Annotated in this window: 9 protein-coding genes; 4 read left to right on the top strand and 5 right to left on the bottom strand. The window is 63.2% G+C overall.

What is annotated here, in order from left to right; genetic code table 11:
• Window positions 1-28 precede the first annotated feature (28 nt).
• On the bottom strand, window positions 29-2,038 hold the full coding sequence (rep, locus tag AC3B5Q_RS25250) for a DNA helicase Rep (protein ID WP_021785228.1): 2,010 nt from the start codon (window positions 2,036-2,038) through the stop codon (window positions 29-31).
• Window positions 2,039-2,333: 295 nt separating this feature from the next.
• On the opposite strand from rep, the gene AC3B5Q_RS25245 reads away from it, so the two are divergent.
• On the top strand, window positions 2,334-4,001 hold the full coding sequence (locus AC3B5Q_RS25245; RefSeq protein WP_021785227.1) for a putative bifunctional diguanylate cyclase/phosphodiesterase: 1,668 nt from the start codon (window positions 2,334-2,336) through the stop codon (window positions 3,999-4,001).
• 97 nt (window positions 4,002-4,098) lie between these two features.
• Here AC3B5Q_RS25245 and AC3B5Q_RS25240 read toward each other — a convergent pair whose 3' ends face one another.
• Window positions 4,099-5,487 carry a NorM family multidrug efflux MATE transporter gene (locus AC3B5Q_RS25240; RefSeq protein WP_488392775.1) on the bottom strand — a complete coding sequence of 463 codons (1,389 nt, stop codon included), beginning with the start codon at window positions 5,485-5,487 and terminating at the stop codon, window positions 4,099-4,101.
• A 155-nt stretch (window positions 5,488-5,642) separates the two neighbouring features.
• On the opposite strand from AC3B5Q_RS25240, the gene AC3B5Q_RS25235 reads away from it, so the two are divergent.
• Window positions 5,643-6,569, top strand: a complete 927-nt coding sequence (locus AC3B5Q_RS25235; RefSeq protein ID WP_103443643.1) for a LysR substrate-binding domain-containing protein — start codon at window positions 5,643-5,645, stop codon at window positions 6,567-6,569.
• A 258-nt stretch (window positions 6,570-6,827) separates the two neighbouring features.
• On the opposite strand, the gene hglS is transcribed toward AC3B5Q_RS25235, so the two are convergent.
• Complete coding sequence (gene hglS / locus AC3B5Q_RS25230; protein WP_021785224.1) at window positions 6,828-8,222, bottom strand: 2-oxoadipate dioxygenase/decarboxylase HglS; 1,395 nt, start codon at window positions 8,220-8,222, stop codon at window positions 6,828-6,830.
• Window positions 8,223-8,324: 102 nt separating this feature from the next.
• Window positions 8,325-9,215 (bottom strand): LysR family transcriptional regulator, encoded by an 891-nt coding sequence (locus tag AC3B5Q_RS25225; RefSeq protein ID WP_101196330.1) that lies wholly within the window; start codon window positions 9,213-9,215, stop codon window positions 8,325-8,327.
• 135 nt (window positions 9,216-9,350) lie between these two features.
• On the opposite strand from AC3B5Q_RS25225, the gene amaB reads away from it, so the two are divergent.
• Both amaB and amaA read left to right on the top strand, forming a co-directional pair.
• Window positions 9,351-10,841: an L-piperidine-6-carboxylate dehydrogenase gene (amaB, locus tag AC3B5Q_RS25220; protein ID WP_101196331.1), complete on the top strand. Its 1,491-nt coding sequence runs from the start codon at window positions 9,351-9,353 to the stop codon at window positions 10,839-10,841.
• A gap of 156 nt (window positions 10,842-10,997) precedes the next feature.
• Entirely contained in the window at window positions 10,998-12,284 is a 1,287-nt protein-coding gene (amaA, locus tag AC3B5Q_RS25215; protein WP_021785222.1) for an L-pipecolate oxidase, read from the top strand.
• 108 nt (window positions 12,285-12,392) lie between these two features.
• Here amaA and AC3B5Q_RS25210 read toward each other — a convergent pair whose 3' ends face one another.
• Window positions 12,393-13,820, bottom strand: a complete 1,428-nt coding sequence (locus AC3B5Q_RS25210; protein ID WP_021785221.1) for a mechanosensitive ion channel family protein — start codon at window positions 13,818-13,820, stop codon at window positions 12,393-12,395.
• Between the last annotated feature and the right edge of the window lie 17 nt (window positions 13,821-13,837).

Below are 13,837 nucleotides of genomic sequence, written 5' to 3'. Positions count from 1 at the left end.
AGCGGCAAAGTTAAAGAGTAATGGTTGATCAGCGTTTGAGCATTGCCCGGATATCGGCCAAGGCGTTGTTGCCGCGTGCGGCCTTCACCTCGACCGGCGCATCGTCCAGGCCCTCCCAGGCCAGGTCGTCCGGAGGCAGTTCGTCGAGGAACCGGCTGGGCGTGCAGTCGATGATTTCACCGTACTGCTTGCGCTTGGCGGCGAAGGTGAAGGCCAGGGTCTGGCGCGCGCGGGTGATGCCCACGTAGGCCAGGCGGCGTTCCTCTTCGATGGTGTCGGCCTCGATGCTGGAGCGGTGCGGGAGGATTTCCTCTTCCATGCCCATGATGAACACGTACGGGAACTCCAGGCCCTTGGAGGCATGCAGGGTCATCATCTGCACACCTTCGGCGTTCTCTTCTTCTTCCTGCTGGCGCTCGAGCATGTCGCGCAGCACCAGTTTGCCGATGGCGTCTTCGATGGTCATGTCACCCTCTTCGTCCTTCTCGAGGGTGTTTTTCAGCGCTTCCACCAGGAACCACACGTTGCTGATGCGGAACTCTGCGGCCTTGTCGCTGGCGGTCTGCTGGCGGATCCAGTTCTCGTAGTCGATGTCGCGGATCATCTCGTGCAGCGCGGCAATAGGATCTTCCAGGGCGACCTTGTGGCGTACCCCATCCAGCCAATGCTTGAAGCGCTGCAAGCGCTCGGTGTAGCGGGCGTCCAGATGCTCGCCCAGGCCCAGCTCCTCGCTGGCGGCGTACATCGATATACCGCGCTCAGTGGCGTAATTACCGAGCTTTTCCAGGGTGGTGGAGCCGATTTCCCGGCGCGGTACGTTGATCACACGCAGGTAGGCGTTGTCATCGTCCGGGTTCACCAGCAGGCGCAGGTAGGCCATCAGGTCCTTGACCTCCTGGCGGCCAAAGAAACTGTTACCACCCGACAGACGATACGGTACCTGGTGGTGCTGCAGCTTCAGTTCGATCAGCTTGGCCTGGTAGTTGCCGCGGTAGAGGATGGCGAAGTCGCTGTACGGGCGGTTGGTGCGCAGGTGCAAGGTGAGGATTTCCATGGCCACGCGTTCGGCCTCGGCTTCCTCGTTCTTGCAGCGGATCACGCGGATCTCGTCGCCCACGCCCATTTCGCTCCACAGCTGTTTCTCGAACGCATGCGGGTTGTTGGCGATCAACACGTTGGCACAGCGCAGGATGCGGCTGGTGGAGCGGTAGTTCTGCTCGAGCATGACGATCTTCAGGGAGGGGTAGTCCTCCTTGAGCAGCATCAGGTTCTCAGGGCGTGCACCACGCCAGGCGTAGATCGACTGGTCGTCGTCGCCTACCACGGTGAACTGGTTGCGCATGCCGATCAGCATCTTCACCAGCAGGTACTGGCTGGCGTTGGTGTCCTGATATTCGTCTACCAGCAGGTAGCGCACACGGTTTTGCCAGCGCTCCAGCACCTCGGGGTGCTCCTGGAACAGTTTGACCGGCAGCAGGATCAGGTCGTCGAAGTCCACCGCGTTGAACGCCTTGAGCGTGCGCTGATAGTGGGTGTAGACGATGGCTGCGGTCTGCTCGCGTGGGTTGCGCGCTTTTTCCAGGGCCTCTGGTGGCAGGATAAGGTCGTTCTTCCAGGCACCGATCATGTTCTTGATCTCGTCGATGCCGTCGTCGCCGGAGTATTCCTTCTGCATGATGTCCGACAGCAGCGCTTTGATGTCAGACTCGTCGAAGATCGAGAAACCCGGCTTGTAGCCCAGGCGCTCGTGTTCCTTGCGGATGATGTTCAGGCCAAGGTTGTGGAACGTACACACGGTCAGGCCACGGCCTTCCCCCGGGCGCAGCAAGGTGGCAACCCGCTCCTTCATCTCGCGCGCGGCCTTGTTGGTAAAGGTCATCGCCACGATGTACTGGGCGCGGATGCCGCAGTTCTGGATGAGGTGGGCAATCTTGCGCGTGATCACGCTGGTCTTGCCCGAACCTGCACCGGCGAGCACCAAAAGAGGGCCGCCGACATAGTCACGGGCTTCCTGCTGCCGGGGATTGAGTCGGGACATGCTAGAAACCGGGGGTCGCCAGAAAATAGCCGCGCATTCTAACAGGCATGGGGCCGTTGTGGCGCGACCGTCTGACGTCTGAGTCAGACTTTATGTCCGTCTCACTATTAGTGCCACTAATGCTAGTAGCTGAAAAAATCATATTTGCCGGTTTGTGCTGTTTCGCGCAGGATGCACGACAAAATACGTCGGGATGCTACACCCGAAAAACATGTATAAAATTGAAAATCATTTTCATTGAATACAGTGGCATACCCGCCAGTCTCGTTGCACCGTGAAGCCCTAAGGAGCCCGCTTGTCCACGCCTGTCGAACCTCTGCGTTTGCTGCTGTTGGCCGATGAGCCGGAATGGGCCGCCTTGTTGCACGCCTGCATGCCTGCACTGGGTGGCAGCGCCGTGCTACTGACTGCGCCAAACTGGGAGGCGGTCGACAGCCTGTTCAGTCATGATCGCCAGGCCGTCGTGCTGGCAACGCCAGGCTTGCAGCCCGCCCCCGGGCGTTGCGAGCTGCCGACCATCCTGCTGCTTGACCACGAGCCTGAGGCGGCGCCCAGCGCTGTCAGCGACTGGCTGGTACGCGACCAGCTCAACGCCGATAACCTGCGCCGCTCACTGCGCCATGTGCGAGAGCGCGGTGTGCTGGTCGCCACCTTGCAGCGCCTGGCCGAGCAGGACCCGCTGACCGGCATCGCCAACCGCCAGGGCTTCCAGGCTTTGCTCAATGCGCGCCTGGCCGAAAACGACGGCCGTGGTGTTGCGCTTGGCCACCTGGACCTGGACAACTTCCGCCACGTCAACGACGCCCTCGGCCACCAGTGCGGTGACCGGTTGATCCTGCAGGTGGTGGCACGGCTGAAGCATCAGCTGGAAGCGGGCGACCAGTTGGCGCGCCTGGGCAGCGACGAGTTCGCCCTGCTGATCGATACCCGCCGAGATGCCAACCGCGCCGAATGGATGGCCGAACGCATCGTCGAGGCCTTGGCCGAACCTTACTGGATCGACGGCGAAAGCCTGTTGCTGGGCTGCAGCCTGGGCCTGGCCCATGCTCGCGCACAGAGCGGCGCCGATCCGCTGATGTGGCACGCGCATATCGCCATGCGTCAGGCCAAGAGCAGCCAGGGCTGCACCTTCCATGTGTTCAACGAACGCATCAACCGCAACGCCCGCAGCCTTGCCGACCTGGAAGGCGAATTGCGCCGCGCCCTGCGCCGCGACGAGCTGGAGCTGCATTATCAGCCCCGCCTTAACCTGGCCGACGGGCGCATTGTTGGCCTGGAGGCGCTGGTGCGCTGGCGCCATGCCGAGCGCGGGCTGCTGCCGCCCAGCGAGTTCGTGCCACTGGCCGAGCAGAGCGGCCTGATCGTGCCCTTGGGCTACTGGGTTATTTCCCGTGCCCTGCGTGACATGCAGGCACTGTGCGAGCGCGGTCTGGAACCGCTGCACATGGCGGTCAACCTGAGCTTCCGTCAGTTTCAGGACAGCCAGCTACTGGCCACCTTGAGTCGCCTGATCCTTGAGCACGGTGTGGATGCCCGCTGGCTTGAGTTCGAGCTGACCGAGACGGCGGTGATGCGCCGCAACGAGGTGGTGCGCCAGACCATGGACGCGCTGGGTCGCCTGGGCGTGCGCTTCTCGCTCGATGATTTCGGCACCGGGTTTTCTTCGTTCGTGCACCTCAACAGCTTGCCGATCGCCTTGCTCAAGGTGGACCGCAGCTTTGTTGCGGAAATGGAAATGCGTGAAGAGAACCGCAAGCTGGTGCACGCCATGATCAACCTGGCACACAACCTCAGCCTTGAGGTAGTGGCCGAGGGGGTGGAGAGTGAAGAGCAGCTGGCGTTGTTGCGCGGGTTTGGCTGCGACCAGGTGCAAGGTTTCCTGGTCAGCAAACCGCTACCGATAGAGGAATTGATGGCGTATTTGCTGCAGGCGCCCGGCCGCCAGTTGGAGGCTGTCCTTTAGGGCCCTTTCGCGGGCACGCCCGCTCCCACAGGGTCCGCGCAGTTTTGAGCCTGCGCAATCCTGTAGGAGCGGGTTTACCCGCGAAGAGGCCCGCAAGTCAGGCCGAAGCCATCGCCTTTCCGGCAGCCCCCGCCTTCCCCAGCAACCGCTTCATCCGCCATTCAAAGCCAAAGGTCAGCGCCACCGCCGCGCACGCCAGCCCAAGCGCCAGCCCCCACCAGATCCCTACTGCACCACTGCCCAGGGTAAAGGTGAACAACCAGGCGCTAGGCGCCCCCACCAGCCAATAGCACACCAGCCCGATCAGGAAGGTGGTCTTGGCATCTTTCAGCCCACGGATCGAGCCCATGGCAATCGTCTGCATGCCGTCGAACAGTTCGAACCACGCCGCCACCATCAACAACTGCACGGCCACCTGGAAGATCGCGGCAAAGGCCGGGTCATTACGGTCGATAAACAGCCCCACCAGCGCTTCGGGCAGCAGCAGGAACAGGGCGGCGAAGGCAAACATGATCATTGCCCCGAACCCGATGCCCACCCGCCCGGCGCTGCGTGCCGCCAGCAGGTTGCCAGCGCCGTAGTACAGGCCTACGCGCATGGTTACTGCGTACGACAACCCGGTCGGCACCATGAACGCCGTGGACACGATCTGCAGGGCAATCTGGTGCGCCGCCAGCTCGGTGCTGCCCAGTACGCCCATGCACAGCGCGGCAAAGGCGAACAGGCCCACTTCCACCATGTAGGTACCGCCAATCGGCAGGCCCAGCCGCCACAGTTCACGCAGGGCCGCCAGTGATGGGCGTGACAGGCCCTTGCGCAGCGGGTAGGCGGCATAGGCCGGGTGCCAGCGGATGTACAACGCCAGCGCGATGGCCATGCCCATCGACACCACAGCAGTGACCAGTCCGATACCCATCAGCCCAAGCTTGGGCAGGCCGAACATGCCTTCGATCAGCGCCACGTTGAACAGGTAGTTGAGCACCGTGCCTACCAGGCTGATGACCATCACCGGGGTCGAGCGGCCCAGCGCGCTGGTGAAGCCACGCAAGGCCATGAAGGTCAGATAGCCGGGCAGGGCCAGCGGCAGCAGGGTAAGGAATTGCGCAGCCGACGCCACGTTCTCGGGCTTTTGCCCGAACAGCAGCAGCACCGGTTCAAGGTTCCACAGCACCAGCGCGGCGAACAACGCCAGGCCCCAGGCCAGCCACAGGCCGTTCTGCGCCAGGCGCGTGGCGCCTTCGATGTCGTTGGCGCCCTTGCGAATCGCTACCAGGGTGCCGACTGCGGCGATCACGCCCAGGCAGAAGATCGATACGAACGAATAGCTGGCTGCCCCCAGGCCACCACCTGCCAAAGCCTGAGGGCTGATGCGGGCCATCATCAGGGTGTCGGTCAGCACCATCAGCATGTGCGCCAACTGCGAGGCAATCAGCGGCCCGGCCAGGCGCAGCAAAGCCTTGAGTTCTGTGGTGGGCGCGACGTGCATGGGGCAGTCCTTCATTCTGGGTGATCAACGAACGGCGATTCTGAGGCTTCGGTCAACTTTGCACAAAAGGATAAAAACGATAGTTGGCATGAGTTGAACTCATGTATATAGGTTTCTCGCTGATTTGCTTCACACGCCCATATTGCAGGAGCCTCATGCCACGCCAGCTACCACCGCTGTATGCCCTGCGCGCATTCGAAGCTGCCGCGCGGCTAAGCTCCTTCACCCGTGCGGGCGAAGAGCTTTCTATCACCCAAAGCGCCATCAGCCGGCATATCCGTACGTTGGAAGAGCATTTTGCCTGCCGCCTGTTCGTGCGCAGTGGCCGCAGCCTGCAACTTACCGAAGCGGGGCGGGTACTGCTGCCGGGCGTGCGCGAGGGCTTTGCGGCGTTTGAGCGGGCCTGCGAAACCTTGTGTGGTGAAGACGACATACTGCGTATGAAAGCCCCCTCGACCTTGACCATGCGCTGGTTGCTGGCGTGCCTTAGCCGCTTTCGCCACCTGCAGCCGGGCAATGAGGTGCAACTGACCAGTGCCTGGATGGATGTCGACCATGTGGACTTCAACCAGGAGCCGTTCGATTGCGCGGTTTTGCTCAGTGACGGGGTGTTCCCGGCGGAGTGGGAGGTACGCAAGCTGTTCCCTGAGTTACTGATCCCGGTCGGTGCGCCGGACCTGCTCGACGAGGAGCCCTGGGATGTGTGTAGGCTGGCCTCTGTCGAACTGCTACACCCCACGGTGGACAAGCGTGACTGGCGGGAATGGCTGGAGCGTATGGGGCTTGGCGACAAGGTGTCGCTCAAGGGTGGCCAGGTGTTCGACACCCTGGAGCTGGGCATGATTGCTGCGGCGCGTGGCTACGGAATATCCATGGGCGATTTGCTGATGGTGGCCGAAGATGTGGCGCAGAAACGCTTGAGCCTGCCATGGCCGATAGCGGTGCCCAGCGGCATGGATTACTACCTGGTGTGGCCGCGTACACGCCCGGGTGGCGAGCGTTTGCGGCGATTGAGTGCGTTTCTGGAAGACGAGGTGGCGGCGATGGATTTGCCGGATGTGGAAATCCTGCCGCGTCTTTGATCATCTGCACCGGCCTCTTCGCGGGCTCGCCCGCTCCCACAGGTCTATCGTATGTCTTGACCTGACACGGTACCTGTGGGAGCGGGCAAGCCCGCGAAGAGGCCGCTCCCACAGGTCTATCGTATGCCTTGGCCCGACACGGTACCTGTGGGGAGCGGGCAAGCCCGCGAAGAGGCCGCTCCGACAGGTCTATCGTATGCCTTGGCCCGACACGGTACCTGTGGGAGCGGGCTTGCCCGCGAAGAGGCCGGTACAGTTTTATATCGAGCCCAGGTTCAACGCCTGTGCACAGGCCTCCAGCGACCGGCGCTCGCTTTGCGCATACAGCGCCAGCTCATCCTGTACCTGCAACCCCAGCGCGGCTTCGAACGCTTCGCGGTTGGCGTTGCTGCCGTATTCGGCCTGCGCATCGTCGCCCAGGTTGGACTGGAAGATCCCCGCCGCACTCACCGGCAGGAAGTCCTCGTACACCAGCGCCTCGAAATGCACATGGCCCGCGTCGATCAGCCCTTGCAGGGTGGTCGGGCGGCCTTTCTGGTCGCGTGCGGCCAAGCCTTTCTCAGTGGCGAAGTAGCGGAAATATGCAAGACCTTGTTCGCGCATCTGCGCCAGGTCATCCGGGAACTCGGCAAAGTTTGCCTGCAGCAGCGCCATGTAACGCTCGGCATTGGCTTCGGCCGGAGCGCCACCCAGCGCAGCGCGGGTAGCGTCGAGCAACTTGTCGTAGAGCTGGCGACCTTTCGGCGTCAGCGCCGCGCCGCGTTGCTCGATTTCGCCAAAGCGTGCGGTGTGGCTGCCTTTGCTGCCTTGCTGGTCGATGAAGGCGACCGTTTCCTGCAGGGCCTTGAAGCTGGTCTGGCGCAGCAGGATCGGGTGGCGGCGGGTGGGCGGGCCTTCAACCACGGCCTTCGGCGGGATGCCCTTGGCCGGCATGCCGAGCTGGATTGCATCGATATCCAGGGTGCGCGGGGTCAGGTGGTTGATGTGCGGGCCCTTGAAGGCCACCACATCGGCGATCAGGCGGTGTTGGTCGTGCAGCTGCTGGTATTGCTCGGCCGTGACGGTAGCATCCTGGTGCCAGCGGAAGGTGTGCAGCGCCTCCTGCACGAACGTCTCTGCATCCGCGGCGTCAAGACCACCCTCGCGCTCACACTGGGCGATCAGTTCGAGGGCGCGGGCGGTGAAGATCTGGCGCTTGGCCAGGATGCCCTGTGCCAGCTCGCGCAACTGCGGGTTGTCGATCAGCTCCAGGCGCAGCAGCGAGGTGAACACACGGAACGGGCTGACATGCAGCGATTGCTCGTGCACCGCGCGGAAGGCGGTGGAATGCACCGGTACGCCAGCGGAGCTGAGGTCATAGTAGCCGACCGGCTGCATGCCCATGACCGCGAACAGGCGGGCGATGGTGGCCAGTTCTTCGGCGGTGCCGACGCGGATGGCGCCGTGGCGTTCCTGGTCCAGGCGCTCTATTTCGCCGGTCCAGCGCAGGGCCTCGGCCACTTCGGGTTGCTGGGCCATTACCTGCTGGTTGATTTCGCTCACCAGCTCCAGCAGCGTGCCGTACAGCGGCACTTCCTGTTTGTACATGAGCGACATGGCGGCAGAGAACTGCGCGCGGATGCTGTCTGGGCTGACGAAATCGTGGGCTGGCATCGCTAGCTTCCTGGTTGGGTTCGGACGCTTACATGAAAGCTGGGAATGCACTTTGCTCACAAGCGAAAAAAAGTGAGTGTGTCATTCCTTTTTTGATCGACCTCAAGCCTGTAGCTGTTCGTGGATCCACTCCACCAGCGCCCGCACCTTGGGCACTTCCGCCGCATGCTCGGCATACGCCAGGTAATGCGCCCCTGCACTGCGCATCGCGTGGTTCCACGGCACCACCAGGCTACCGTCGGCCAGCTCCTTCGCAGCCAGGTAGCGCGGCACCAGCGCCACCCCGCACCCGGCCTGCGCCGCGCTCAACGCCATATAGAACGTATCGAAGCGCGGCCCGTGGTAGGCGCTGACGCTTTGCAGGCCTTGCTCCAGGAACCACTCATGCCAGGCCTCCGGCCGCGAGGTGCTTTGCAGCAGCACCAGTTCGGCCAGCTCCTCGGCACCGGCCAGCCTGCGTCCGGCCAGCAGCTCTGGCGCACACACCGGCACCACCTCTTCACGGAACAACTCCACGCACGTGGCTCCCGGCCAGGTGCCCTGGCCATAGAAGAACACCACGTCAGCCGAGCCTTGCAGCAGGGCGAACGGCTCCATCTCGTTGCGAATGTCCAAGTGGATATTGCTGTGCCGTTTGCCAAAACCCTTCAGGTGCGGGATCAACCAGCGCACGCCAAAACTCGGTTGAGTGGCTACCTTCAATATCTCGGTCTGCTCGCCGTAGGTGAGTACGTAGCGGCTGGACATGTCCACCTGGGTGAGGATCTTGTTGACCTCGGCCAGGTACAGGCTGCCGGCCGGCGTCAGCTGCAAGCGCCGGCGGATGCGCAGGAACAGGTGGTGGCGCAGCATGTCCTCCAGCTGTGCCACCTGCTTGCTGACCGCGCTCTGGGTCAGGTGCAGTTCTTCGGCAGCACGGGTAAAACTCAGATGGCGGGCTGCAGCTTCAAAGCACTGCAGGGCGGTCATGGAGGGTACCAGGCGTTTTGACATAGCGGTCTCTGCGGCTCAAATCATTACCTGACGGAATGATATGCGGAATAAAGGTCGTTTGTTGTACCTATGTGATCGGATTAATACTGATCCACATCATTTTTCCACCCCATCACCGATGTAGGAGATGCACAAATGGTTGCTGGATTGCTCGAGCGCCTTGGCGTTGCCGCCGAGGCTTACACCCAGGGCGACTACCCTGTTCACACGCCGATCGACGGCAGCCAGATCGCCTCGGTGAAACTGCTCGGCAAGGCCGAGACCATCGCCCGTATCGATCAGGCCCAAAGCGCCTTCGAAGCCTGGCGCAGTGTGCCGGCTCCGCGCCGTGGCGAACTGGTGCGCCTGTTCGGCGAAGTGCTGCGTGAGCACAAGGCCGACCTCGGCGAGCTGGTTTCGATCGAAGCCGGCAAGATTACCCAGGAAGGCCTGGGCGAAGTGCAGGAAATGATCGACATCTGTGACTTCGCGGTTGGCCTGTCGCGCCAGCTGTACGGCCTGACCATCGCTTCCGAGCGCCCGGGCCACCACATGCGTGAAACCTGGCACCCGCTGGGCGTGGTCGGTGTGATCAGCGCCTTCAACTTCCCGGTTGCCGTGTGGGCCTGGAACACCGCCCTGGCCCTGGTGGCCGGCAACTCGGTGGTATGGAAACCGTCCGAGAAGACTCCGCTGACTGCCCTGGCCTGCCAGGCGCTGTTCGAAAAAGCCCTGAAAGCCTTCGGCGAAGCCCCGGCTGGCTTGGCACAACTGGTGATCGGCGGCCGTGAAGCTGGCGAAGCCATGGTTGATGACCCGCGCGTACCGCTGGTCAGCGCTACCGGCAGCACCCGCATGGGTCGCGAAGTCGGCCCACGCGTTGCTGCCCGCTTCGGCCGCAGCATCCTGGAGCTGGGTGGCAACAACGCCATGATCCTGGCCCCGAGCGCCGACCTGGACCTGGCCGTGCGTGGCATCCTGTTCTCGGCTGTTGGCACTGCCGGCCAGCGTTGCACCACCCTGCGTCGCCTGATCGTGCACCGCTCTATCAAGGACGAAGTGGTTGCCCGCGTCAAAGCTGCCTACGGCAAAGTGCGCATCGGCGACCCACGTAAAGACAACCTGGTAGGCCCGCTGATCGACAAGCAGTCGTTCGACGCCATGCAAGGTGCACTGGCCAAGGCCCGCGACGAAGGTGGCCAGGTCTTTGGTGGCGAGCGTCAGCTGGCCGACCAGTACCCGAACGCCTACTACGTTTCACCCGCCATTGCTGAAATGCCGGCGCAAAGTGACGTGGTGCGCCACGAAACCTTCGCCCCGATCCTGTACGTGCTGGCCTATGACGACTTCGAAGAGGCGCTGCGCCTGAACAACGAAGTGCCACAAGGCCTGTCGTCCTGCATCTTCACCACCGACATCCGTGAAGCCGAGCGCTTCCAGAGCGCCTCGGGCAGCGACTGCGGCATCGCCAACGTCAACATCGGCACCAGCGGCGCCGAGATCGGCGGTGCATTTGGTGGCGAGAAGGAAACGGGCGGTGGCCGTGAGTCGGGCTCGGATGCCTGGAAAGGCTACATGCGTCGCCAGACCAACACCGTGAACTACTCGCGTGAGCTGCCGCTGGCGCAGGGTATCGTGTTCGACTGATGTATTGAGCTGCATGGCCGGGGGCCTGGCCCCCGGTTCGCGGGTAGACCCGCTCCTACAGGGTTCGTCCAAGCGACACCGATCCTTGTAGGAGCGGGTTTACCCGCGAATGGGCCGCCCTGCGGCCCCAACAAGAACAAATTGCTGGAGCCGGCCATGTCCGAACTGCGTCAACAATGCTTGTGGGAACACGTCAGCAAACCGACCGTCGCCGCCCAGGCCCTGGCCGGTGAGCACAAGGCCGATATCTGCGTGATCGGCGGCGGTATTACCGGCCTGTCGGCGGCCATCCACCTGCTCGAACAGGGCAAGTCGGTGATCGTGCTGGAGGCCTGGAAGATCGGCCACGGTGGCTCCGGGCGCAACGTCGGCCTGGTCAACGCCGGCACCTGGATCCGCCCCGACGACGTCGAGGCCACCCTTGGCCATAAGCAGGGCAGCCGCCTGAACAAGGTGCTTGGCGAAGCCCCGGCTGAAGTATTCGCCATGATCGAGCGCCTCGGCATCGATTGCCAGGCCCAGCACAAAGGCACGCTGCACATGGCGCACAACGCCACCGGCATCGCCGACCTCGAAGCGCGTCACGAACAATGGCGCCGCCGAGGTGCCGACGTCGAGCTGCTGACCGGCGCCCAGTGCCAGGAATACTGCGGTACCGACAAGATTTCCGCTGCGCTGCTTGATCGCCGTGCTGGCACCATCAACCCCATGGGCTACACCCAGGGCCTGGCGGCTGCCGTGGCGCGCCTGGGCGGCAAGATTTTCCAGCAGTCTTCGGTCGAAGGCCTGGAGCGTGAGGGGGATGGCTGGCAGGTGAAGACTGCGCGTGGCGCTGTGCGCGCCGAAAAGGTGGTCATTTCCACCGGCGCCTACACCGAAGGCGACTGGAGCAACCTGCAGAAGCAGTTCTTCCGTGGTTACTACTATCAGGTAGCCTCCAAACCGCTGCAGGGTATTGCAGCCGACAAGGTGCTGCCACACGGCCAAGGTTCGTGGGACACCCGCACCGTGCTCAGCAGCATCCGCCGCGACGATCAGGGCCGACTGCTGCTCGGCAGCCTGGGCCGGGTAGACAACAAGCCAGCCTGGTTCGTGCGCAGCTGGGCCGACCGCATCCAGAGCCACTATTACCCCGAGCTGGGCAAAGTCGAGTGGGAAATGCACTGGACTGGCTGCATCGACTTCACCCCCGACCACCTGATGCGGCTGTTCGAGCCGGCGCCGGGGCTGGTGGCGGTAACCGGGTACAACGGGCGCGGTAATACCACCGGCACCGTGATTGGCCGGGCGTTTGCCGAGTTCCTGCTCAAGGGCGAGGCTGACAGCCTGCCGATTCCGTTTTCGCCGATGAGCGGTGTGAGCGCGCCTTCGCTGCGCACGGCGTTCTACGAGTCCGGGTTCTCGCTGTACCACGCGGGGCAGTGCCTGAGGGTTGTGTTGTAAGTACTGGCCTCTTCGCGGGTAAACCCGCTCCTACAAATTGTTCACCGCCTGAGAGGGCTGTGGTGAACCTGTAGGAGCGGGTTTACCCGCGAAGAGGCCAGCACAGTCTCACTTGTGCAGCCAGCTGAGGAAGCCACCTTTCTTGATCAGGGCCGGCTTTTGCAGCAACAACGACTCCCGGCTCTGCCGCCGGAACCGCTGCAACTTGCTCAACGCCGTCTGCACTTCGCCACGCTGCTGCAAACAGCTCTTCACCTGTTCCTTGTCGATTCGGTACAGCACGCAACTGGTCAGCGTGCGGAATTCGGCCAGCGAGTCTTCGTCGTCGATGATCCCCTCGATCCCAAGCACCTCCCCCGGCCCCATGCGCCCGGCCTCCAGCCGCTTGTCTCCGTCGCGCACCGAGGCCGATACCACACCGCTGGCAATCACCAGCAGATGATCGGAATGCTCGCCCACCCCCAGGATCACCTGGTCCGCCAGGTACTCGACTGCAGTCATGCGCTGGCTCAACGCATCGCGCTCTTCATCACTTAGCGAGCGGAACACTCGAACCTCATTCAGTACCTCGCGCTGGCGGCTGCGCGGCGGCACCGCCAGGTCGACGTTCCACATCACTCCGCTGGCCTCCAGATGCCGGTGTGCCAAGTCGAACAACTGGTTACGTGCATCGCCCTTGGTGCCCGCATCGGCCACGAAGCCGCTAGCCTCGTACTCCACCGATTCCAGAGTCGAGGCCTTTACCGTCACCTTCGGCTTCGGGGTCGCAAGGATGGCACTGACGCCCTGCAAGGCTTTTTCCAGCGCATCGAACACGCGCTTGGGCCGTACCTTGGCCGGGACCACCACGCTGATCGATACCCCGTGCACATCGGCCGGGCGACTGTGGTTGAGCAGCCGCGCCTTGGCCGCCACCGAGTTGGGGATCACCGCCAGGCTGCCGGTACCGGTCAGCAGGCGCGTGGCGCGCCAGTCGATGTCCAGGACCTTGCCTTCGGTGCCGTCGATGGAGATTGAGTCGCCAATCTGATAGGGCCGCGTGGTGTTCAGCACGATGCCGCTGAAGACGTCAGCCAGTGTGCTCTGCAGCGCCAGGCCGATGACGATGGCCATTACCCCGGAGGTGGCCAGCAGGCCCTTCACCGGCAGTTGCAGCACGTAGCCTGCGGCCGCGACCACGGCGGCGAGGAAGATCAACGCCCCCAGCACATCCTGCAGCAAGCGCCCGCCATGGCTGCCACGGGCCACCAGCAACAGGCCGAACACCACGGTCACCGTGCGCGCACCGAACAGCCACCAGCCGATGGCCAATACCGTGGCCATCAGGTTGCGCGAGAGATCGTCGGGCCACGGCGGTGGTTGCAGCGGGCTCATGCCGGCGGCCATCAGCACCGCGCTGAACAGCAGGAAGATCACCAGGCGCGCGCTGATGCGCCAGGCATGACGCTGAATAGGGATCAGTTGCCAAAGCACGAGGTCGAGCAGGATCAGGGCGCAACCGAGCAACAACGGGGTCGACTGGATGAAGGCCAGCATGGTGGTCTCGGGGGTGA

The organism is Pseudomonas sp. D5(2026) (assembly GCF_057766845.1).
Note: the sequence above shows the minus strand (reverse complement) of the source record. Positions and strands in the feature narration are given on the sequence as shown.